Raw genomic sequence first — 22,573 nt, 5'->3', positions numbered from 1 at the left:
AACTAGATGGATCCAGTTACAAGTATCATCAATTCGATTGATCGAATTAAGGAAATTAATGGAGGCGATTTGGGGATCACAAGTGGTGAAACTCACGCCAACCAAATTGCCGGCGAGTTATTTGAACTCTATGGAAGTATTATCGAGTTTTCCCATCTAGCAGGAATTTCGATCTCAGCAGTAGACCCCTCCCAAGTGACAAGCGTGGAGAGCGCCTGCGACGCTGTTCTAAGACAGTTGGCCAAACTAGAATTAACTTTTGCTATGAGGCGAGGCAGCACAAAGGCCAGATCCAACTACGAAACGACTTTGGTCGAGCTCAGTAAGGAACAGATAAAGGAAATTGAGTCTCATATTAGCGAGGCAAGGGAAAAAATTCGCGACTCCGATGTTTTCGAAGATAACCATAAACGCCGACTTCTGAAACGCCTCGAAAAACTTCAAACGGAAATTCACAAAAAAGTCAGCGACCTAGATGTAATGCTTGCAGGCGTAACTGAAGTTACTGCAGTTGCCGGTCAGAGCGCTAAGAACTTAAATCCAGTAGTCGAGCTTTTTAACAAGATCTTCCAAGTTGCGGATAGTGGGAACGAAGAACAGCTTAAGTTGCCTGCGCCGCCGAAACAGATTGAGGACAAGAGAGAAACTGAGGAGGAATGACCCTCCGCCTCCTCACCCTCTTTCTCCTGATCCTCTACCCCGTCGCGTGGTTCGCGCCGCTGATGCGGGCGGGGTTGCTGCCGATCTTTGGCCTCAGCGAGATTTCGGTGATCACCGGGTTGCAGAGCCTTTGGGGCAGTGACGTCATTTTGGCGCTGACGGTCACGGCTTTCGCGATCTTCGCGCCGTATCTCAAAACCATCGGGCTGGCACTGGTGCAGTGGGGCCTCTTGGACGCCAAGGTGCAGCCGGTGCTGCATGTCTTGGGCAAGCTGGCGATGGCGGATGTGTTTCTCATCGCGCTTTATATCACGCTGGCCAAGGGGATTGGCTACGCGACGATTGAGACCGCCTGGGGGCTTTATCTGTTTACGGGCTGTATTCTGGCGTCGATTGTCCTGTCTCTTCTGACTGCGCGCCATCGGCGCCAGCAGGACGACTAGAAACGGGGCGCTGCCCCCAGCCTTCGGCCTCCCCCGGGATATGTGTCGCCAGAAGATGTCCTGTGCGCCCCATCTTGTGGCCCGAAATATCCCGGAGCGCGAGGCAGAGCCTGGCATGCCCGGTCTGAGGCGCCGCAGCGCTTGAACAAACCGGAAACATCTGCCAAATCTACCGCATGGCAAAAACATCCTATTCCTGCTCTGCCTGCGGAGCCTCCTTCTCAAAATGGTCCGGGCGCTGCGATGGCTGCGGCGAGTGGAATTCCATCACCGAAGACAAGGGCCTGTCCAAGGGCGGCCCTGCGTCGAAATCCCTCGGCATGCGGCGGGGCAAAACGATCCCGCTGAGCGATCTGGCAACAGAGGAAACGCCGCCGCCGCGCACCTGTTGTGGTGTGGGGGAGCTGGACCGGGTTCTGGGTGGTGGGCTGGTGCCTGCCTCTGCCATTCTGGTCGGCGGGGATCCGGGGATCGGGAAATCAACGCTGTTGTTGCAGGCGGCAGCGCAGTTTGCCCGCTCGGGCCTGAAGACGATCTATGTCAGCGGCGAGGAAGCCAGCGCGCAGGTGCGGATGCGCGCGCAGCGGCTGGGGTTGGCGGAGGCGCCGGTCAAGCTGGCAGCGGAAACCAACCTGCGCGATATTCTGACCACGCTGGAGGCGGAGCGGCCGCAGCTGGCCATCATCGATTCCATCCAGACCATGTGGGCAGATCATGTTGACAGCGCGCCGGGATCCGTGAGCCAGGTGCGTGCTGCGGCGCATGAGCTGACCACATTCGCCAAAACCAACGGTATCTCCATCATCATGGTCGGCCATGTCACCAAGGAGGGCCAGATTGCGGGTCCCCGCGTGGTTGAACATATGGTCGATACCGTGCTGTATTTTGAGGGCGAGCGCGGGCACCAGTTCCGCATCCTGCGCGCCGTCAAGAACCGCTTTGGTCCGGCAGATGAGATCGGCGTTTTTGAGATGACCGGCGGCGGGCTGAGCGAGGTTCGTAACCCCTCCGCGCTCTTCCTGTCAGAGCGCGGCACCCCCTCGCCCGGGTCGGTGGTGTTTTCCGGCATCGAAGGCACCCGCCCGGTTCTGGTGGAGATGCAGGCGCTTGTTGCGCCCTCGCCGCATTCGCAGCCGCGTCGGGCCGTGGTGGGCTGGGACTCGTCGCGCCTGGCGATGATCCTGGCCGTTCTGGAGGCGCGCTGCGGCATCCCGTTTGCGGGGCTTGATGTCTATCTCAATGTTGCGGGCGGGATGAAGATCTCGGAACCGGCGGCGGATCTGGCCGTGGCGGCAGCCCTGCTGAGCGCGCGCGAAGACACCGCGCTGCCCGCCGATACGGTGGTATTTGGAGAAATATCGCTCTCTGGTGCCCTGCGACCGGCCCCTCAGACCGAAAACCGGTTGAAAGAAGCGCAAAAACTTGGTTTCACCGCAGCGATAGCTCCAAGTGGTGGCAAATCCGTCGCGGTCCCCGGACTTGCGGTGCGACAGGCCTCTGATCTCGCCGGTTTTGTGGGCGAGTATTTTGGGGCTGGCTAAAGTCGCAAGAATTCTAATCGCAGGTTAACGGGCGAGGGACATGGAAGGTTTCACCATTATCGACGGGGTCGTGGCCCTTGTCATTGTTGTATCAGCGTTGCTGGCCTATTCGCGCGGATTCGTGCGTGAGGCGATGGCCATCGCTGGTTGGATCGCCGCCGCCATCTTGGCCTTTCTGTTTGCGCCGCAGGTCGAGCCGCTGATGGCCGAGATCCCGGTGATCGGGGAGTTCATCGCGGACAGCTGCGAATTGTCGATCATCGCCGCCTTTGCTGCGGTGTTTGCATTGGCGCTGATTGTGGTGTCGTTCTTCACACCGCTGTTTTCTTCGCTGGTGCAGCGCTCTGCACTTGGCGGGCTGGATCAGGGCATCGGGTTCTTCTTTGGGGTGCTGCGCGGCATCCTGTTGGTGGCGATCGCCTTCTTCCTCTATAATGTCGTGATGACCGGTCAGAGCTTTACCATCGTGGATGAGAGCCGCTCTGCCGTGGTGTTTGAGCGGATGATCGGCAAGATCGAGGACCGCAACCCCGAGCAGGCGCTTGGCTGGGTCACCACGCAGTATGAAAGCCTGATCGGCGCCTGCGAGAAGTAAGCGCTTACTGCCTGATCGCGCATCTGCGACAGTGGGACATATGATCATGATTGGAACGGGGCGCCTCTGGCGCCCTTTTTCGTGGCCGGATGGGAGCGGTTGAGGTTTGACAGGGTTGCAAGCCCCAGCATTGACCACCGGCCCCATCGCCATGTGACCGCTCGCGGCGAGGGCTAAGGCGAGGGCGGAGGTTTCGCACGGACCACTTGTCCAATGACGACATTTCCAGATGCGAACACGTTTACCTTTCCTAACATCAAAAACACTCATTAACACTCTGTTAACCAATTAGAATCGCTATTTTGGGGCATTGGAACGCGTACTGATCCTCGGGTGACACCGTAACGCAGACCGATAAAAGTTAACAAATCCTGCGATCCAAGGTGTTTTCGGGCAACAATTCGGTGAATGAGGCAGGATTGACGGCCAAAAACCCCTGAGTTGTCCCAATCGGCCCGATCCTTGCCCCATTTCCGTCCAATTTCGCAGCGCACATTGGTGTCAACAAGACGCCGGACAGAATGTCAGGCACATCGCTCAGAAGGACGACACCATGCTGCTGGACCACTCGACATCGTTTGCTGACTGTCAGCCTGTTGGTCTTCTGCTGGATTTCCCGGCAGCTGTCTCCCCCGCCGCTCCCAGCCGTGCCCGGCCCCGGCCGCGCACTGGTGGTCTGCTGCCGCATGTGATGGTGGAAACGGATCGCGGGTTTGTTCAGGCCCGTGATGTGAAGCCCGGTGACAAGATCTACACACTGGATGGCGGCGCGCAGGAAGTGACCGGCGTCAAACATGCGGTGCCGCGCCTGACCTCGTTGGTGCATGTCCCCGCCGGTGCGCTGGGGAATGATAATGACCTCACCTTGCCGGCAGATCAGAAGGTTGGTCTGGAACTGGCCGCAGTGGAGCGCCTGTTCGACATCCCCACTGCGATGACCAAAGTGGTCTCGCTGATCGGCTACAACGGTATCTCTGCCGCCATGCCGGAGAAGATGGCGCGCATCTATCTCACCTTTGCCGAGGAAGAAATGATCTGGGCCGAATGTGGCATGCTGGTGCATGTGGCAGGTGAGACCGGCGCAGACGACGACGGCGCCTTTCGCATGCTGACACTGACCGAGACGCGTCAGATCCTGGCCAGCGAAGACGGCCGCGCGCTTACCGATGCAGGTAAAGGCGACGCGGATGAGCGCGATGAGGAAAGCGATGACGTGCTTTCCGCCTTTGATATGCTGCGCGGTCTGCTGGCGGCCTAAGGGCGCGATCACGATCTGCTTTAGCCAAGCTGAGACCCTACGCTTCCAAGCCCCTATCATGGCAAGACACCCGACCTGCGACCGCTCGCAGGTCTTTGTCGTTGTGGAGAGCACTAGCAGCCGAGCGGGGTTTTTCACCCCAACTGTCGTGAAACCGTGATCCTTTGGTGACATGGGCGGGCGGACCCTCTATGTGGGGGGCATCCTGACAACCGGATTCGGAGCCACACCGCCTTGCCGATGCCGCAGATGCCCCCCGCCCACCCGTTTGACGATGACAAGCTGCGCGAAGAATGCGGCATCTTTGGCGTCGTCGGCGTCCAGGACGCCTCTAATTTCGTTGCTCTTGGCCTGCACGCCCTGCAACACCGAGGACAGGAGGCCGGTGGCATTGTCACCCATGATCCTGTCGAAGGGTTCCAGAGTGCCCGCCGGTTTGGCTATGTCCGCGATAACTTCACCTCGCAGGATGTGATGTCCACCCTGCCCGGCCCGATCGGAATTGGCCATGTGCGCTACTCCACCGCCGGGTCCAAAGGTCAGACCGCAATCCGTGACGTGCAGCCTTTCTTTGGCGAATTCGCCATGGGTGGGGCCGCAATTGCCCACAATGGCAACATCACCAATGCCGATGCCCTGCGCAAAGAGCTGATTGAACGGGGATCTATTTTCCAGAGCTCATCCGATAGCGAGTGTATCATCCACCTGATGGCGCGCTCCCTGCAGCGCAATATCCCGGAGCGGATGGAAGATGCGCTGCGCCGGGTCGAAGGGGCGTTTTCCGTCGTGGCAATGACCCGCACCAAGTTGATCGGCGTGCGGGATCCGCTGGGCGTGCGCCCGCTGGTCCTCGGCAAGATCGGCGATGGGTATGCGCTCAGCTCGGAAACCTGCGCCCTTGATATCATCGGTGCCGAGTTCCTGCGCGAGATTGAGCCGGGCGAGATGGTGGTGATCACCGACAAGGGCGTCGAGAGCCATTTCCCGTTCCGCCGCCAAGCGTCCAAATTCTGCATCTTTGAACATGTCTATTTCTCCCGCCCTGATTCGATCCTTGGCGGGCGTTCTGTTTATGAGACCCGCGAAGCAATTGGCCGCGAGCTGGCCAAAGAAAACCCGGTCGAGGCGGATCTGGTCTGCCCCGTTCCCGACAGCGGCACCCCGGCGGCGATTGGCTATTCGCTGCAATCGGGGATCCCCTATGCGATGGGGATCATCCGCAATCAGTACATGGGCCGGACCTTCATCGAGCCGACCGAACAGATCCGCAACATGGGTGTGCGTTTGAAGCTGAACGTGAACCGCGCCCTGATCGAAGGCAAACGCGTGATCCTGGTGGACGATTCTGTTGTGCGCGGCACAACATCGCGCAAAATCAAGGAGATGATCCTGGATGCCGGGGCCAGCGAGGTGCATTTCCGCATCGCCTCTCCGCCAACTGCCTGGCCCTGTTTCTACGGCGTGGACACCCCCGACCGTGACAAGCTGCTGGCGGCAAACATGTCCGAAGATGAGATGGCCAAGCACCTTGCCGTGGACAGTCTGAAGTTCATCTCACTGGACGGGCTTTACCGCGCCGTGGGTCAGGATCAGGGGCGTAACAGCGCCTGCCCGCAGTATTGCGATGCCTGTTTCTCTGGCGAATACCCGGTTGTTCCCACCGATATGGTGGAACGGGGGTTTGAAATGAAAGCCGCAGCGGAGTAAGAGCGCAGCCGATATCAGTTCGACTCATGAGGCGCTGATCACCGGATCGGCGCCTCTTGCCGTTTTGCGACCACCACCGCCCGCCACCGAAAGGCCGACCCTTTGGATCCACATCTCGCCCGCATGCTTGGCTCGCAGCGCCAGTGCCGCTGTTGCGGGGCGACCTTTGCCCAGCTCTTGAGCCTCAGCTGTGACCGGCCCGATGTCTGCCCGGAAGATATGTTCGTGCATGACAACAGCGCGATCTCTGCTCAGGCGGGTGATGTGCTGACCGAGGATTTTTGCCGCCTTGGCAAACTGCGCTTTGTGCGGGCAGTGCTGGCGGTGCCACTGGCGGATACCCGTGGCGAGGAGTTCATTCTGGGCACTTGGGCGCGGCTGAGCCAGGAGGATTTCGAGGCCTATCTCGACCGGTTCGAAATGCAGGAGACCGAGGATCTGGGCAGCAAACGCGCCTGGCTGGCCAATGCCATCCCACCAGACGGCAGCGAGTCGGTCGAGGCGATGTTACATATGCGGCCTGAGGGGCAATATCCTGAGTTGCAGATCTCTGAGCCGGATCACCCGCTCTACAATTTGCAGATGGTCGGTGCGCAGCTGGAGGAGCTGCTGGGCCTGCTTTATGCCTATGGCCACGATCTGCCGTCGCTGATCTACGACGCCTGACCCCACTGAAGTTCCCCCGCTTCCTAGCCTGCTTCCCCCCGCAAACGTTCAAGGGCCTGCGCGCAATTGCGCAGCGTCAGCACAGGCCATGCGCAAGGGCTTGCGCACCAATGGGCGGACCACCGGCAGTCGCTTGCCACCATGCGCCGCCCCCTCTGTTCGGCGGAAAGCGAAGCTGATAGCCGACCGGCATCCGCCCTGAGCGCACTAGAGAAAGAACCAAGTTACCAGAATGGCAAATCGTGATAGCGGCAAGACACCAGCGAATGTTGCAGGTCATGCCACCCAGAAAGACGCCTTGCGTCGCAACCGCCTCAGCCTGTTGGGACTGTTTGGCGCCAGCAACAACCTCAGCGCCATGGTGCGCATGCCCAGTGGGCGCACGCAGGTGGTGACCCGTGGCAGCCGGCTGTCTGGCGGTGAGGTCATTGCGATTGATGCCGACGGTCTGATCCTGCAGAAAAACGGCAAAGCTGCGCGGGTCGAGATGCCCGGCAGCTGACCTGCCTTGGTGTCAGCCAAAGGACTGACGGAGGGCTGACAGGGTACTGGGCGGAAGCTGCGCCGCTTTGGCCCCTTGACCCGCGTCACGCCGCACCGCACAAGGCGCCCATGACACAGAAACTTGCTCTCATCACCGGGGCCTCTCGGGGTCTGGGCGCCGCCCTCGCAGAGGCACTGGCGCCGACGCATCACATCGTTGCCGTGGCCCGCACCACCGGCGCGCTGGAAGAGCTGGACGACCGGATCAAATCCGTCGGCGGTTCTGCCACATTGGCCCCGATGGACATCACCGTCCCCGAGGCTATGGCGACGCTCTGCCGCGGCATCCACGACCGTTGGGGGCAGCTGGATCTCTGGCTGCATACCGCGATCCACGCCGCACCGTTGAGCCCGGCCAATTTCGTCGCTGCGAAGGATTGGCAGAAATCCATGGCGATCAATGCCACGGCGACCTCCGTGCTGATCCCCTATATGGCGCCGCTGCTGGGGCAAACCGGTCAGGCCGTGTTCTTTGAGGATCCTCGCGCGGGCGAGAAATTCTTTGGCGCCTATGGCGCCACCAAGGCGGCCCAGATGTCGCTGGCCAACAGCTGGCGGATTGAGACTGCAAAGACCGGCCCAAAGGTACAGGTGCTGACGCCGCAGCCCATGGCCACCGCTGTCCGTGCCCGGTTTTTCCCCGGCGAGGATCGCGACGCTCTGGCCAGTCCGCAGCAGGAAGCGGCCCGGCTGTTGCCCCAGATCCTGACCGCCGCCGACTGACCAAACGTTGCCCATCGGCTGCATGACGCCCAACGGCGATGCAGACGCGCGATATTCCGCCGACCGGTGCCCGTCAGGGACACCGGTCGCCTTGGTTTCAGGGTCGGACAACAAACCTGTGGCCTCTGTGCCGCAGGGGCCGTCACCGGGCAGCTTGCGCGCGGTCACAGTGGGGAAACTCTTGCCCCCTTTTGCCCCACATCTTATTCAGGTCGGACATGCGGATCGGCGCGACCGCACCCAAGATACAGCCCGCCAGAGCCAGACGAGAGGCCCAGTTCATGCGAATTCTGATCACCAACGACGATGGCATCAGCGCCCCCGGTCTGGCGGTTCTGGAGCAGATCGCCCGCGATGTGGCAGGCCCCGACGGCGAGGTCTGGACCGTCGCGCCCGCGTTTGAACAATCAGGCGTCGGCCATTGCATCAGCTACACCCGCCCCTTCATGCTCAGCCAGCTGGGCGAGCGCCGCTTTGCCGCCGAAGGATCGCCTGCGGACTGCGTGCTGGCAGGGCTGCATGTGGTGATGAAGGATCAGCTGCCGGATCTGGTGTTGTCGGGCGTGAACCGGGGCAACAATTCGGCTGAGAACGCGCTCTATTCCGGCACATTGGGTGGCGCGATGGAGGCAGCATTGCAGGGCATCCCCGCGATGGGACTGTCGCAGTATTTTGGGCCAGAAAACAACCAGCTGGACAACCCGTTTGAAGCCGCCGCCCAGCACGGCGCCGATCTCATCCGCTCAATCCTTGACACACAACCCAAGGAAGACGCGGATTACCGGTTGTTTTACAACGTAAATTTCCCGCCCGTTCCTGCGGAGGATGTCAAAGGGCGACGGATCGCACCGCAGGGATTTCGGCGTGGCAGCCATTTCTCCGCTGAGGAGCAGACCTCCCCCAATGGGCGGCGCTACCTGTGGATCCGGGGCGGCAATCAGCATATCGCCACCGCCGAGGGCACGGATGCAGCACAAAATCTGGCGGGCTATATCTCGGTCACGCCGATGCGGGCTGATCTGACGGCGACGGACGCGCTGGAGCGCCTGAAGGGCATTGAATGAGCGAGCCGACTGCCGAAACCAAGATGCAGTTTCTGTTTGCCCTGCGCTCACGCGGAGTGACGGATGCGCAGGTGCTGGACGCGATGGAACAGATCGATCGCGGCCCCTTTGTGCGGGGGCTGTTTTCGGCGCGTGCCTATGAGGACATGCCGCTGCCGATTGCCTGCGGGCAGACCATTTCGCAGCCTTCAGTCGTAGGGCTGATGACGCAGGCTTTGCAGATTTCGCCCCGCGACACGGTTCTGGAGGTCGGCACCGGGTCCGGCTATCAGGCGGCGATCCTGAGCAAGCTGGCGCGGCGTGTCTATACCGTGGACCGTCATGCCCGGCTGGTGCGGGAGGCGCGGCAGATTTTTGACCAGCTGCATCTGTCCAATATCACCTCGCTGGTGGGAGATGGCAGCCATGGGCTGCCGGAGCAGGCGCCCTTTGATCGAATCATTGTGACCGCCGCTGCCGAGGATCCCCCCGGCCCGCTCTTGGCGCAGCTGAAGACCGGCGGTATCATGGTGGTGCCCGTGGGGCAGTCGGACACCGTACAGACCCTGATCCGTGTTCAAAAAACCGCCAGCGGTCTGGAATACGACGAATTGCGCCCGGTGCGTTTTGTTCCCCTGCTTGAGGGGATCGGCAAAGACACGTAAGGGAGAGGCAAGACCTGCCCTCCCCCAAAGTTCGGGAAGATCCCGAGCCGGATCACGTGGCTGGCCGACGGACTATTGGCAAGCCCCAGGGATAATGGGGGCCCGCAAGACGGGAACGGCGTTCTGAGGAGAGCGAAATGACAGTGACTGACCCCACCCGCCGCGATCGCGCGACAGGCCGCAAGGTGCTGATGGCGTTGCCTCTGGTGGCCGTGCTGGCCGCTTGCGAGGCGCCGCTTGACTATGATCTGCGCGGCCAGATCGGTGCTTTCAACACCACCAAGGCGGCCCAAACCGCCACTACCAGCCGTCCGAAACCGGATTCCAATGGCCTGATCACCTACCCGTCCTATCAGGTGGCCGTGGCCCGGCGCGGCGATACGCTGAATGACGTGGCTGGCCGCATTGGTCTGCCCGCCAGCGAATTGGCCCGTTTCAACGGCATGAAGACGGACGATCCGCTGCGCCAGGGCGAAATCATCGCCCTGCCCCGCCGGGCACCTGGCACCGCTTCAAACAGCACAGGCGGTGTGGATATCGCCTCGCTGGCGGGAGATGCTATCGACAGTGCCCCCTCCACCACGCCAAATGCAGCAAGCACCGTCAACACCACACCGCTGGCGCCGCAACCTCCGGCAAGCAAGCCGCAGGTGCAGAGCGGGCCGGAGCCGGTGCGCCACAAGGTGAAACGCGGCGAGACAGCCTATACCGTCTCGCGGCTGTATCAGGTGCCAGTAAAGGCACTGGCGGAATGGAACGGTCTGGGCAGCGATTTTGCCATTCGTGAAGGCCAGTTCCTGCTGATCCCGCTGAAGGACCGTCCGGCACCGCGCAAGGAGGCCTCCGCAACAGCAGCCGTGCCCGCAGTCGCAACCGTCACGGCCCCCGGTGAGGGCACCAGCACGCCCACCCCACCCAGCGCGACCAAGCCGCTGCCGCAGGAAACCGTTGCCCCGGCCGCCGAAGCTCCCAAGGATCTGCCAAAGGTGGAAGTGCCCGCCCCCACCCGCAGCGCCAGCAGCGCGATGAGTTACCCGGTCAAGGGCAAGATCACCCGCACCTATGCCAAGGGCAAGAACGACGGCATTGATATCGCGGGGGCTGCGGGCGCGCCGGTACAGGCCGCCGATGGCGGCACCGTCGCGGCGATCACCAAGGATTCAAACAATATCCCGATCATCGTGATCCGCCATGACGCCAAGCTGCTGACGGTCTATGCCAACGTTGACAAGATCGCGGTGAACAAGGGCGATACAGTGTCACGCGGCCAGACGATTGCTGCGCTGCGTGACGGGCCGTCGGCTTATGTGCATTTTGAGGTTCGCAACGGCTTCGAAAGCGTTGATCCCCTGCCCTATCTGCAGTGACGTCGCCCCCTTACATCAGACCATAAAAAACGGCGCCCGGGAGATCCCTAAGCGCCGTTTTCCATTTGATGTACCGGTGGGGTCGTTCCAAAGCCGCGCGCGGCCTTCTCAGGTGACTTTCACACCGTGACGACCGGCGAGATCGGTGAAGAACTGCCAGGCCACCCGCCCCGAACGCGCGCCGCGTGTGGCTTGCCATTCTATCGCCTCGGCGCGCAGCTCCTGCTCCGCAATCTCTACACCGTAGGCTGCGCAATAGCCTGAAATCATGGCGAGATATTCGTCTTGATCGCAAGGGTGGAAACCCAACCACAGCCCGAACCGATCCGAGAGCGAGACCTTTTCCTCAACCGCTTCGGAGGGGTTGATGGCACTGGAACGCTCGTTTTCGATCATATCGCGCGGCATCAGGTGGCGACGGTTGGAGGTGGCGTAGAACAGCACATTATCCGGGCGCCCTTCGATACCGCCATCCAGCACCGCTTTCAGGCTTTTGTAGTGCTGATCATCATGGCCAAAGGAAAGGTCATCACAGAACAGGATGAAGCGCTCAGGCGCGGCGCGCAGATGGTTCAGAAGACGCGCCACCGAGGGCAGATCCTCGCGTTGCAATTCCACCAGTTTGAGCGCCGGAAACTCCGGTGACAACTGGCCGTGAATCGCCTTCACCAGGCTGGATTTCCCCATGCCACGGGCGCCCCATAGAAGCGCGTTGTTCGCGCCGAACCCGGCGGCAAAGCGACGGGTGTTGTCCAACAGTGTGTCCCGCGCGCGATCAATCCCCAGGAGCAGGTCCAGATCAACGCGGTTGACGCTTCTCACAGGCTCCAGCCGGTCCGGCGCGACATGCCAGACAAAAGCCGACGCCGCAGCAAAATCCGGTGCCTTCACCGGTGCGGGCGCCATCCGCTCCAGCGCATCCGCGATGCGGGTCAGGCTTGTCTCATCCATAATCTGGACCTCCGGTTATCTGGCTTGGGGGCGCGACCCTTTGTGGGATCAGCTGTCCTGCGGCTCAATCATATCCACGCGGGTGGCGTGGCGACCGCCTTCAAACTCAGCATTGAGGAAGGCATCAACAATCTCAATCGCCAGGCTGTCACCAACCACACGCGCCCCGATGGAGAGCATATTGGCGTTGTTGTGCTGGCGGATCATCTTGGCGGAGAAGGTTTCAGAGCAGACGCCGCAACGGATGCCCTTCACCTTGTTTGCGGCCATCATGATGCCCTGACCGGTGCCGCAAAGAATGATCCCGAGATCGCAATCGCCCGAGGCCACACGCTCCGCCGCGGCTGCGCCGTGCTTGGGGTAATGGGTGCTCTCCGGGGTGGTGGGGCCAATGTCGACGACCTCCCAGCCGTTGGCGGCAATGTGATCCGCGATGGCCTGGCGCAGCTCAATCGCGGCGTGGTCGCTGGAAAGCACAACGCGGGTCGGTTTTTTCTGGTCCATGGGAGTCTCCGTCGGTGGGTTACCGGGGTCAAAGCATGTTCAGGCTGCGCGGGCAAGAGGGCAGCCGCCAAAGCAAAAAGGCGCGCCGTTTCCAGCGCGCCTTTTGTCATCCGTTCCGGTAGGGATTACTTGGCCTTACCGTCGTCCTGATCATCATCTTCAAACTCGGCCATCAGAGGATCATCTTCGGGATGCATATCCATTTCCTCGCCGAGATCATCGTCGTCGTCATAGTAACCTTCGGCGCGCAACTTCGCCTCGCGGGTTTTCTCAACCCGGCGCACCAGAAGGATCGACACCTCATAAAGACCATAGACCACCGAAAACAGGATCCCTTGCGTGATCACATCCGGCGGGGTCACAAGAGCTGCCAATACAAGGATGGCGACAACCGCATATTTGCGCACGCTACCCAGCCCGTCAGCGCTGACCAGACCGGCCTTCCCCATCAGGGTCAGAAGCACCGGCAGCTGAAAGCACAGGCCAAAGGCCATGATGAATTTCAGCGTGATATCCAGCGACTCGTTCACCTTGCCAAAGAAGGTGATCCGCACCCCTTCGGTGGTTTCCGGCACCACGGCGGCATCGGCAGGCAGGCTGCTGACCGCGCCAGACAGAAGGTTGGCAAAGATCGACGACACATCGGCAAAGCCAAGGAAGAAAGCCATCGCCAGCGGTGTCACCACGAAATGCGCAAAGCTCGCCCCCAAGAGGAACATCACCGGCGAGGCGATGAGGAAGGGCAAAAACGCATTCTTCTCAGTCTTGTAGAGACCCGGCGCCACAAAGCGCCAGAGCTGGAAGCCAATGACCGGGAACGACAGTGCAAAGCCAAACACCATGGAGATGCGGAACAGCGTGAACAGATATTCCTGTGGGCTGGTGTATTGCAGTGTTGGTGCGGGATCGCCCAGATTGCGCAGGGTTTCCTCAATCGGACCCAGCAGGAATTGCAGGATTGGTTCTGCAACAGTGAAGGCCAGCACGATCCCCACGATGAACGCGCCCACCGCCCGGATCAGGCGGGTGCGCAATTCGGCCAAATGCTCAATCAGCGGCGCTGTGCTGTCGTCGATGTCTTCAGACGCGCTCATGTCTTGGTCTCACTTTCCGGCGTTGTCGGCGTGTCTGGAGTTGCCAAAGCCGCCTCCGCCTCAGCCGCCTTGGCCTGCGCTTCAGCGGCCTCGCGCGCCTTGCGGTCTGCTGCGGCACGGGCGGTGGCGGCTTGGATTTTCTTGGCATCTTCTGCCCGTTCAGCCGCCAGTTTCCCGGTTTCGCTGTCGGGGTCGAATTTGGTCGGGTCGATTGACTTTGCCATATCCTGCGCCGCCTGTTTGACGCCATCCATGGCGGTGTTCATCGGATTGGCTGCAGCCTTCAGGCCCTTGGCCATGTCATTGACGCCCGCCTCATCGGCAGCGTCATTCATGGCCCGGCTGAACTCGCGCGCCATGCCCTTGGCCTTACCCACGAACCGCCCGACATTGCGGAACAAAACCGGCAGGTCCTTGGGCCCGACAACAATCAGCGCCACAACGCCGATGACCATGAGTTCGGTCCACCCAAGATCAAACATCGCCGCTTAGACCTTGTCTTTTTCGGTCTCGGGGGTCACGTCGCGCGCGGCCTCAGCGGTGTTCTCTTCTTCCAGTTCCTTGGTGCTGTCGTTGACACCTTTCTTGAAGGCGGTGATGCCTTTGCCCACTTCACCCATCAGCGAAGAAATCTTGCCGCGACCAAACAGGACTAGCACGACAACGGCGATGAGCAGCAGGCCCGGAAGGCCGATATTGTTAAGCATGAGAGGGTCTCCTTCTGCGTGCGGACCGGGGGATGGCCCGCAGATGTCATTTGACGACGGTTTTACGCCCCCACCCCGGCGCGGCAAAGATCTGAGCCGCATGGGCGGCATCGGAAACTGACAAAAAAGCAGCTTTATCCGAGGTGACGCAATCCAACTGACAGGTTCATGTCAGTTGAGGGGCGCTATTGCCAGTGTATCACACCGAAAAGGAGACAAGTGATGGACAAACATGTGGCAGAGATCGTGACCTTTCATCTGGCTGAGGGCGTCAAGACAGCGGATTTTGTGGCGCTGATGCAGCGCACCGAGGGATTTGTGCGCGCGCAATCCGGCTTTCTGCATCGTCAGCTGACCCAGGGCGCAGATGGCAGTTGGACCGACTATGTGGTCTGGCAGGATATGGCGACAGCACAGGAGGTGGCACAAAGCTTCATGACGCAGGAGTTCTCGGCAGAGGTAATGGCGGCAATCGCGCCCGATACGGCCAAGATGCGTCATGAGGAGGTCCGTTGGTCCATGGCCAGCTAGGGTCAGGCTCCTTTCAGGCTCAAGGGGCGGAGGGTGGTCTTGACCTCCTCCCCGCCCCGTATAAAGGCTAGGACATGCGCCGCACCGACCGCCTGTTCGACATTATCCAGATCCTGCGCGATGGAAAACTGCACCGCGCGCAGGACATTGCTGCACGGCTGGAGGTCTCGACCCGCACAATCTACCGCGACATGGACACGCTGGTCGCCAGCGGTGTGCCGGTCGAGGGTGCGCGCGGTGTGGGCTATATGGTGCGCGAGGCGATCACCCTGCCGCCCCTCACACTCACCAGCGAGGAGTTGGAGGCGCTGAACCTTGGTATGGCGATTGTCGCTGAGGCTGCCGATCCCGATCTGAAGGCCGCTGCCGAAAGTCTGGCCGCCAAGGTGGACGCGGTGCTGCCCGAGGGTACCATTGCCGAAGCTGATGCCTGGAAATTTGCAGTCTACCCCTTCGCCGACGCAGCGCGAGGGTTTACCCAGATGCCAACGCTGCGCGCAGCAATCAAGGCGCGCCAAAAGCTGCATCTCACCTACAGACGTATTGATGACACGCTGACCGAGCGGGTCATCCGCCCGTTGCATATGGAATACTGGGGCCGGGTCTGGACCCTCACCGCCTGGTGCGAGGCACGTGAGGATTTCAGGGTATTTCGGGTTGACCTCATCGAGGCCGCCGAGCCCCTGCCGGAGTTGTTCGTGGATGAACCGGGCAAGCGCCTGATGGATTATCAGCCCTATGCCGACACCCCCGCGCCGGACTGATCCGCCGCGTCAGCCGCCGGTTGGAAAGACGAAGCAACGGTTGCGGCGCACAGTCAGCCACATCACCCGCCCGGCATCCGGCAGGAAGACATTTGGCACCGTCGCCTTCAACACGCTGTCGTCAAAATCCATACGAAACTCAACCAAGCTCTCATGCCCGAGGAAGCGGGCCCGTTTGACGACGCCGCGCGCGGCAACCCCATCGCTGGGAGTCGGATGAGGACCGCGTCCGTTGCGGTCAAAATCAATCCGCAGGTGCTGCGGGCGGAACACGATATCGACCTTGGTGCCATCCGGCACGCCCGGCGCCAGAAACTGGCCAAAGGGGGTTTCGGCAAGCGCCCCGTTCACCTCGGCATGCAAAACGTTGGTATCACTGAAAAAACCCACCGCCGCGCGATCCACTGGTCGGGTGTAGACGTTATAAGGCGCGCCCTGCTGCACGATCTTGCCAGAACGCATCAAAGCAATCTCATCAGCCATCCGCATCGCCTCTTCCGGCTCATGGGTGACCAGCAGGACGGCGGCGTCCTCTTCTTTCAGCAGTGTCAGGGTCTCATCGCGGATACCGTCGCGCAGGCGATTATCAAGCCCGGAAAACGGCTCATCCATCAGCATGATCCGTGGGCGTGGGGCCAGCGCGCGGGCCAAAGCCACACGCTGCTGTTCGCCACCAGACAGTTGATGGGGGAATTCGTCGATATATTGCGCGAGCGAGACCTTATGCAGCAATTCTTCAACACGGGCGCGTTTCTCGTCCTTGCTGCCCTTCAGGCCGAAGGCGACATTGTCGGCAACGCTCAGATGCGGAAACAGGGCAAAATCCTGAAACATCAACCCGATTTCACGGCGCTCTGGCGGTACGCGAAACACGGTATCGCAGATCAGTTTGCCATCGACGTAGATCTCGCCGCTGTCCTGCATCTCCACCCCGGCGATCATCCGCAACGTGGTGGATTTGCCGCATCCCGACGGGCCAAGCAGACAGGTCACCTGCCCGGCCTGGATCTGCAAGGACACATCATCTACCACCGCACGCCCGTCAAAAAAGCGCCGCAGATTGCGGATTTCGAGACGCGGCGCAGCTGCCGTCGGGCTGTCGGTGCCAAGCATCGGATCAGGGGGGGCAGATGTCATGCGACCTCGTTGTTCGTGTCCGACCTAAATGATCGGGATTGGCCTGCAGATATCAACGCCACTGTCTCCATGCAAGGGAGCGCACCAGAGCGCGACATCAAGGGTCGTCAGTGGCAGCATGATCACTGCGGTGGCAATAAATCAAAACTCAACTCAGCGCGCACGCACCCGTTGACCAGCAGTTCAAGCCGATGGGGTCCCGGCACCAGAGTAAAGGTGCTCGCCCCGGCTTTCAGCGGATGGCGTTTGCTGAGACGCGTGCTACCGCCAGTCAGGGCCGATTGTTTCAGCTTAAAGACCTTGGCCGACACCTTGCCGCCGGGACGTTGAAAATGCAGACGATAGTCCACCAGCACGGGGGCGTCCGGTGCACCGTCCAGCTGGCAGTCAAACTGTAGAGCGCCGCCAATATGCACAGGATCATCGCGCAGCGTGATCGTCGCGGCGAGAGGCATGTCCGGGTCATACCCCAGCATCTTCATCGCGCCGCTGTGCCCGGCCTTCACCAACCCACGCAGCGCATGGGCGGTCATCCAGGCCAGCTCCTGCGGGCGCTGCTGATCTGCCGCCTGCCAGCTGCGCAGCCGATCCAGGACCAGCTCCGGATCCTTTTTCGAGATATCGTTGAGGTGATTGGCCACTGAACGTGTCACATAGCGGGTCGGGTCAGCGTGGAGCTGATCCAGCAGCGGCAAGGGCTGCGCCAATGAGAGCGGAACCGATTGGCCCCAAGGCAGCCTTGGCCGGGTGCCTTCGCTGACCAGCCGCCGAACGTGATAGTTCTCACTGGTGGCCCAGCGCCGCATCACGGACAATGTCTGATCGGTCCAATGGGAGAGGAACGGCCGGATGGCCCATTCCATGGAAAACCGCTGGGTGATCTCCGACAGCAGCTGTAGCGACAGGTCCGGTGCGGCCTCCAGCCCCCGCAGAACCACAAACGCCCCCAGCGGCGCAAAGATGAAATCGCCGAAATCATCATCCGACAGGCTGGGATCCAGTGGCGGCGGCAGCGCTCGCCGCAAAACGGGTGCAGCGGTCTCCAGATCAGCAGGCAGATGACCGGCCAGCACCTCTGCAATCAGGCTGATGCGCTCCTTCAGCTCCAGATCCGGAAGCCGAGCCATCACCTCAGCCTCAAAGCCCGCAGCGTCAAATCCGGAATCCGCCGCCGCGAAAAGGCCAGCCAGATAACGGGTCTTCTCCTGATTAAACAGTTGATCCTTCAACGAGAAACCGGATGCCATCTGCCCACCCCGTCAAATGGTCATATTGGTGGCACCGCCATCCAGCAGGATGTTCTGACCAATAATGAAACCCGCATGCTGTGAGCAGAGGAAGGCGCAAGTGGCCCCAAACTCCTGCCGCGTACCGTAGCGACCGGCAGGAATGCTCGCGGCGCGCTGCTCAGCGGCCTGTTCAAGGGAAATCCCCTGCTGCTGGGCCACACCGGTATCCAGCGAGACCGCTCGATCCGTGGCGTGGATGCCGGGCAGCAAGTTGTTGATGGTCACGCCCTGCGCCGCGACCTGACGGGAAGTGCCTGCTACATAGCCGGTAAGCCCGGTACGTGCCGCATTCGAGAGGCCCAGAACCGGGATTGGAGCCTTCACCGATTGGGACGTGATATTGACCACCCGGCCCCAGCCGCGCTCCATCATGCCGGGAACCAGCGCCTTGATCAGCGCGATGGGCGTCAGCATGTTGGCATCCAGCGCCTTGATAAAATCTTCGCGCCCCCAATCGGACCACAGCCCCGGCGGCGGACCGCCTGCGTTGGTCACCAGAATATCCACGCCCTCGGCGGCAGCGATGACCTTGGCCTGCCCCGCCTCGGTTGTGACATCAGCCGCGATGGTTTCCACATTGACGCCATGAGCATCCCGGATTGACTGAGCCGAGGCCAGCAGCGCCTCCGCCCCCCGCGCGTTCATCACCAGATCCACCCCGGCCTCAGCCAGGGCCTCCGCACAGCCGAGACCCAGTCCCTTGCTGCTGGCGCAGACCAATGCCCGCTTTCCCGCCAATCCCAAATCCATGATATATCTCCCTGTTGCGCCGCGATATCGTGCTCCGGCCATGCAGTTTACAGGCCGGGATCATACACCGTTTTTGTCGCGGCGGAGCTTGCACCCTTGTCCCGGTATTGGCCAGCCCAAACACCAATCGCAGGTGCCGATGCTGCCGCGAAACGGTCTGCGCCCTGCGCGTGGCCGTCTTTCGGTTCTGCTGGCTTCGCAAAACCACCCCCGTCTGGTCCGCATCTCGCCACATTTCCCGACAAAATGGGAGATCACACGCGCAGGACGCGCGCCGCTATTGGTTAGGTTATCCATGCTGACACAGCTGCATCAGACCCCCGTCGCTGCCCAAACGCTACCGGTGTTCGCGGCGGCTGATTTCTGCGTCGAAATTGGGGCCAATATGGGCGACAGCCTGGGGGTCTACGACGATCTGCAACTGGATGATGTCTATCAGCTGACCCGCAACACCCCACCTCGCCAGATTGGTTTGACAGCGCGCCCGGATGGGCGGCTTGCCCTGGATGAGGGGACCGCAACCGGCACCCCGGGTGCGCGCCTGCATCTTGATTGCCTGCTGACACTAATGCCCGATATTGGCGCCAATGTTGAGGCTCTGGTCATAGTCGAGGTTGACGAAGATGGGTTGATCGCAGCGATCTATTTGCTGCCGCTTGCGCCACTGCGTCAGCAGACCGGCTATACGCTGGTGCGCAAGACACGCGAGGGCACACGTCAGCGGCTCGCGCAGCTGGCCTGCGTCTCCTTCACGCGCGGCACCCATATTACCCTGGACACTGGCGCCCAGCGGCCGATTGAGGACCTTGTGGTCGGTGACCGGGTTCTGACGCGCGATGACGGTGCCCAAGACGTGCGCTGGATCGGCCAATGCACAAGCCGCGCTGTCGGTGAAATGGCCCCGATCCTGATCCGGGCCGGCGCGCTCAACAATGAAAATGATCTCCTGGTCAGCCCGGACCACCGATTGTTGGTGCATCCCCGCCGCGACATCCGCCGCAGGGGCCGCCCTGATCATCTGGTTCGGGCGCGAGAGCTGGTGAACGGGATTGATATCTTTGAACAAAGTGGCGGCTTTGTGGATTACTTCCAGCTGTTATTCGATCGCCATCAAATCGTATTCGCCGAAGGGATCGCCGCTGAAAGCCTCCTGCTCAACCCCTTGACGCGTGCCGCGCTGCCGCAGGAAAACCTGAGCCGGACGCCGGGCCTGTTGCTGGGCCATCAGCGGGTGGCCTCTGGCCTTGATATCCGACCGGCGCTGATGGAACGCGGTCAGGCCGTAGCCGGGTTGAAGCGCCGCGTCATGTGACCGCCCGCTTCCAATTTGCGCGATCTGTAGGAGGCCACCGGCCCAACGGCGAATGCGCATGGCCTCAACAGATGCTGAAAAATTCAGCACGCGGGGGCGAGAATTTACGATTTTTGATGGAAGTCCCCGTGATAATTCCAACACATGGGCCAAACGCCCCGATGTGGAATTTATGGAACTTTGCCTGACTATGACGAAACGAGACCTTGTGCAGCGCTGGTTTTCCGAGGTTTGGGAAAATCGCGACATGTCCACATTTGCCGAGATGCTTGCCCCCTCACTCGAGAATACGGAACTGCTGGATGGGCTGACCAACCCGCGCAAGGACTATCCTATCCTGATTGAGGTTGTTCACAAGCTGGCGGGTGAGTTGCGGGTGCAGATACTGCATTACATGGAAGATGGCGACTGGACCTCTACGCGCTACCTGCTGACATCCGATGGCCCGGACGGGATCACACCTGTTCATGCTGAAGGGATCATGATGATTCGTTTTGAAGGCGACAAGATCGCCGAACTGACGTCCCGGTTTGACGCCTTCGCCTTCTTTGAGCAGCTGGGGCAACTGCCCGCAGATGCAATGCCAGCCTGTCTCGCCGGGCAGGCCCTGATCTGGGATTGAAACACCAGCCCCGATTGTCTGCAATGCAAAGGGGGCTTGCCCCCTGTTTTTCTTGCCTCAGCGCGCCATCCTGATATACGCGCGCTCATGCTCGATACCGTCCCAAACCGCCCCGACCTGCCGGCTGAAATCGCCCGGCGCCGCACCTTTGCGATCATCTCGCATCCGGATGCCGGTAAAACCACGCTGACTGAGAAGTTCCTGCTTTATGGTGGTGCTATTCAGATGGCCGGTCAGGTGCGCGCCAAGGGTGAGGCCCGGCGTACGCGCTCAGACTTCATGCAGATGGAGAAGGATCGCGGCATTTCCGTTTCGGCCTCCGCGATGTCGTTTGACTACGCCAACTACCGCTTCAACCTGGTGGACACGCCCGGTCACTCCGACTTTTCGGAAGATACCTATCGCACGCTGACAGCGGTGGATGCGGCCGTCATGGTCATCGACGGTGCCAAAGGTGTGGAAAGCCAGACCCAGAAACTTTTTGAGGTCTGCCGCCTGCGGGATCTGCCGATCCTGACCTTCTGTAACAAGATGGACCGCGAAAGCCGCGACACGTTTGAGATCATTGATGAGATTCAGCAGAACCTCGCGATTGACGTGACACCTGCCAGCTGGCCTATCGGCGTCGGTCGCGATTTCATCGGCTGTTACGACATGCTGCGCGACCGGCTGGAACTGATGGACCGCGCGGATCGCAACAAAATCGCCGAGAGCATTGAGATCAACGGTCTGGACGATCCCCAACTGGCCGAGCACGTACCGGAACACCTGCTGGAAAAGCTGCTTGAGGAGGTCGAAATGGCCCGTGAGCTGCTGCCGACACTTGATCCGCAGTCGGTTCTGGAAGGTCACATGACCCCGATCTGGTTCGGCTCCGCGATCAACTCCTTTGGGGTGAAGGAGTTGATGGACGGCATCAGCACCTACGGGCCGGAGCCGCAGCCGCAGACCGCCCAACCGCGCCAGATTGCGCCGGATGAAAAGAAAGTCGCCGGTTTTGTATTTAAGGTGCAGGCCAATATGGATCCCAAGCACCGCGACCGCGTGGCCTTTGTCCGGCTGGCGTCGGGCCATTTCAAACGCGGCATGAAGCTGACACATGTGCGGTCCAAGAAACCGATGGCGATCTCCAACCCGGTGCTGTTTCTGGCGTCGGATCGCGAATTGGCAGAGGAAGCCTGGGCCGGCGATATCATCGGTATTCCGAACCACGGCCAGCTGCGCATCGGCGATACGCTGACCGAGGGTGAAGCGCTCCGCGTGAGTGGTATTCCGTCCTTTGCACCGGAACTCTTGCAAGGCGTGCGTGCGGGCGATCCGATGAAGGCCAAGCATCTGGAAAAGGCGCTGATGCAATTCGCCGAAGAAGGGGCCGCCAAAGTGTTCAAACCCTCCATCGGCTCCGGGTTCATTGTTGGCGTGGTGGGGCAGTTGCAATTTGAAGTGCTCGCCAGCCGTATCGAGATGGAATACGGCCTGCCCGTCCGGTTTGAGGCCTCGCAGTTCACCTCTGCCCGCTGGGTCAGCGGCGACAAGACCGCGCTCGACAAGTTCATCAACACCAACAAGCAGCACATTGCCCATGATCATGATGGCGATGTGGTCTATCTGACGCGCCTTCAGTGGGACATCGACCGGGTTGAGCGCGACTATCCGGACTTGAAACTGACCGCGACCAAGGAGATGATGGTCTAAGACCAG

The 22,573-nt window shown here is 60.9% G+C and carries 25 protein-coding genes; 17 read left to right on the top strand and 8 right to left on the bottom strand.

Going from position 1 to position 22,573, the window contains the following annotated elements; all coding sequences use genetic code 11:
• The first annotated feature begins 6 nt into the window (after positions 1-6).
• From D1820_RS01185 to D1820_RS01130, 12 genes are all read left to right on the top strand, one after another.
• Positions 7-660: a hypothetical protein gene (locus D1820_RS01185; RefSeq protein WP_118067592.1), complete on the top strand. Its 654-nt coding sequence runs from the start codon at positions 7-9 to the stop codon at positions 658-660.
• Positions 657-1,103: a paraquat-inducible protein A gene (locus D1820_RS01180; protein ID WP_118067591.1), complete on the top strand. Its 447-nt coding sequence runs from the start codon at positions 657-659 to the stop codon at positions 1,101-1,103. The genes D1820_RS01185 and D1820_RS01180 overlap by 4 nt, the downstream gene beginning before the upstream one ends.
• 176 nt (positions 1,104-1,279) lie before the next feature.
• The gene (gene radA / locus D1820_RS01175) at positions 1,280-2,644 is read left to right on the top strand and encodes a DNA repair protein RadA (protein WP_024097800.1); all 1,365 of its coding nucleotides are present in this window, start codon (positions 1,280-1,282) and stop codon (positions 2,642-2,644) included.
• 40 nt (positions 2,645-2,684) lie between these two features.
• The gene (locus D1820_RS01170) at positions 2,685-3,239 is read left to right on the top strand and encodes a CvpA family protein (protein ID WP_040172899.1); all 555 of its coding nucleotides are present in this window, start codon (positions 2,685-2,687) and stop codon (positions 3,237-3,239) included.
• A gap of 553 nt (positions 3,240-3,792) precedes the next feature.
• Positions 3,793-4,497, top strand: coding sequence for a Hint domain-containing protein (locus tag D1820_RS01165; protein WP_096870995.1), 705 nt, complete (start codon positions 3,793-3,795; stop codon positions 4,495-4,497).
• Between the two features lie 249 nt (positions 4,498-4,746).
• Positions 4,747-6,204, top strand: coding sequence for an amidophosphoribosyltransferase (purF, locus tag D1820_RS01160; protein WP_040173288.1), 1,458 nt, complete (start codon positions 4,747-4,749; stop codon positions 6,202-6,204).
• Positions 6,205-6,327: 123 nt separating this feature from the next.
• Positions 6,328-6,870: a DUF2199 domain-containing protein gene (locus tag D1820_RS01155; protein WP_118067590.1), complete on the top strand. Its 543-nt coding sequence runs from the start codon at positions 6,328-6,330 to the stop codon at positions 6,868-6,870.
• Between the two features lie 232 nt (positions 6,871-7,102).
• Complete coding sequence (locus D1820_RS01150) at positions 7,103-7,372, top strand: hypothetical protein (protein ID WP_118067589.1); 270 nt, start codon at positions 7,103-7,105, stop codon at positions 7,370-7,372.
• 110 nt (positions 7,373-7,482) lie between these two features.
• Positions 7,483-8,136 (top strand): SDR family oxidoreductase, encoded by a 654-nt coding sequence (locus D1820_RS01145; RefSeq protein ID WP_118067588.1) that lies wholly within the window; start codon positions 7,483-7,485, stop codon positions 8,134-8,136.
• Between the two features lie 281 nt (positions 8,137-8,417).
• On the top strand, positions 8,418-9,200 hold the full coding sequence (surE, locus tag D1820_RS01140) for a 5'/3'-nucleotidase SurE (RefSeq protein WP_118067587.1): 783 nt from the start codon (positions 8,418-8,420) through the stop codon (positions 9,198-9,200).
• Complete coding sequence (locus D1820_RS01135; RefSeq protein ID WP_014874191.1) at positions 9,197-9,844, top strand: protein-L-isoaspartate(D-aspartate) O-methyltransferase; 648 nt, start codon at positions 9,197-9,199, stop codon at positions 9,842-9,844. The genes surE and D1820_RS01135 overlap by 4 nt, the downstream gene beginning before the upstream one ends.
• A 137-nt stretch (positions 9,845-9,981) precedes the next feature.
• Positions 9,982-11,211, top strand: coding sequence for a peptidoglycan DD-metalloendopeptidase family protein (locus tag D1820_RS01130; protein WP_118067586.1), 1,230 nt, complete (start codon positions 9,982-9,984; stop codon positions 11,209-11,211).
• 108 nt (positions 11,212-11,319) lie between these two features.
• On the opposite strand, the gene D1820_RS01125 is transcribed toward D1820_RS01130, so the two are convergent.
• The 5 genes from D1820_RS01125 to tatA form a co-directional block, all read right to left on the bottom strand.
• On the bottom strand, positions 11,320-12,162 hold the full coding sequence (locus D1820_RS01125; protein WP_118067585.1) for an ATP-binding protein: 843 nt from the start codon (positions 12,160-12,162) through the stop codon (positions 11,320-11,322).
• A gap of 48 nt (positions 12,163-12,210) precedes the next feature.
• Positions 12,211-12,666, bottom strand: coding sequence for a ribose 5-phosphate isomerase B (rpiB, locus tag D1820_RS01120; RefSeq protein WP_096788923.1), 456 nt, complete (start codon positions 12,664-12,666; stop codon positions 12,211-12,213).
• A gap of 125 nt (positions 12,667-12,791) precedes the next feature.
• The gene (locus D1820_RS01115; RefSeq protein WP_040177947.1) at positions 12,792-13,760 is read right to left on the bottom strand and encodes a twin-arginine translocase subunit TatC; all 969 of its coding nucleotides are present in this window, start codon (positions 13,758-13,760) and stop codon (positions 12,792-12,794) included.
• Entirely contained in the window at positions 13,757-14,242 is a 486-nt protein-coding gene (gene tatB / locus D1820_RS01110) for a Sec-independent protein translocase protein TatB (RefSeq protein WP_118067584.1), read from the bottom strand. The genes D1820_RS01115 and tatB overlap by 4 nt, the downstream gene beginning before the upstream one ends.
• Before the next feature lie 6 nt (positions 14,243-14,248).
• Positions 14,249-14,467 carry a twin-arginine translocase TatA/TatE family subunit gene (gene tatA, locus D1820_RS01105; protein WP_014874185.1) on the bottom strand — a complete coding sequence of 73 codons (219 nt, stop codon included), beginning with the start codon at positions 14,465-14,467 and terminating at the stop codon, positions 14,249-14,251.
• Positions 14,468-14,689: 222 nt separating this feature from the next.
• On the opposite strand from tatA, the gene D1820_RS01100 reads away from it, so the two are divergent.
• Positions 14,690-14,998: a hypothetical protein gene (locus D1820_RS01100; RefSeq protein ID WP_096788922.1), complete on the top strand. Its 309-nt coding sequence runs from the start codon at positions 14,690-14,692 to the stop codon at positions 14,996-14,998.
• 74 nt (positions 14,999-15,072) lie between these two features.
• Positions 15,073-15,762, top strand: coding sequence for a YafY family protein (locus tag D1820_RS01095; RefSeq protein WP_096788921.1), 690 nt, complete (start codon positions 15,073-15,075; stop codon positions 15,760-15,762).
• Positions 15,763-15,771: 9 nt separating this feature from the next.
• Here D1820_RS01095 and D1820_RS01090 read toward each other — a convergent pair whose 3' ends face one another.
• The 3 genes from D1820_RS01090 to D1820_RS01080 all read right to left on the bottom strand — a co-directional run bounded on the left by D1820_RS01090 (position 15,772) and on the right by D1820_RS01080 (position 18,938).
• On the bottom strand, positions 15,772-16,899 hold the full coding sequence (locus D1820_RS01090) for an ABC transporter ATP-binding protein (RefSeq protein WP_205521394.1): 1,128 nt from the start codon (positions 16,897-16,899) through the stop codon (positions 15,772-15,774).
• A gap of 122 nt (positions 16,900-17,021) precedes the next feature.
• A complete protein-coding gene (locus D1820_RS01085) occupies positions 17,022-18,146 on the bottom strand; it encodes a DNA alkylation repair protein (RefSeq protein WP_118067583.1) in 1,125 nt (374 codons plus the stop codon).
• Between the two features lie 12 nt (positions 18,147-18,158).
• On the bottom strand, positions 18,159-18,938 hold the full coding sequence (locus D1820_RS01080) for an SDR family oxidoreductase (protein WP_102848869.1): 780 nt from the start codon (positions 18,936-18,938) through the stop codon (positions 18,159-18,161).
• A gap of 295 nt (positions 18,939-19,233) precedes the next feature.
• Between D1820_RS01080 and D1820_RS01075 the strand changes: the two genes are divergently transcribed.
• From D1820_RS01075 to D1820_RS01065, 3 genes are all read left to right on the top strand, one after another.
• Positions 19,234-20,250, top strand: coding sequence for a Hint domain-containing protein (locus D1820_RS01075; protein ID WP_014874179.1), 1,017 nt, complete (start codon positions 19,234-19,236; stop codon positions 20,248-20,250).
• A 190-nt stretch (positions 20,251-20,440) separates the two neighbouring features.
• Positions 20,441-20,872: an ester cyclase gene (locus D1820_RS01070; RefSeq protein ID WP_118069952.1), complete on the top strand. Its 432-nt coding sequence runs from the start codon at positions 20,441-20,443 to the stop codon at positions 20,870-20,872.
• A gap of 87 nt (positions 20,873-20,959) precedes the next feature.
• A complete protein-coding gene (locus D1820_RS01065) occupies positions 20,960-22,567 on the top strand; it encodes a peptide chain release factor 3 (RefSeq protein ID WP_118067581.1) in 1,608 nt (535 codons plus the stop codon).
• The last annotated feature ends 6 nt before the right edge of the window (positions 22,568-22,573 follow it).

This window comes from Phaeobacter sp. LSS9, from assembly GCF_003443595.1.
Classification (GTDB): Bacteria; Pseudomonadota; Alphaproteobacteria; order Rhodobacterales; family Rhodobacteraceae; genus Phaeobacter; species Phaeobacter piscinae.
The sequence above is the reverse complement of the archived record's forward strand: the minus strand, read 5'-3'. Positions and strand labels throughout refer to the sequence as shown.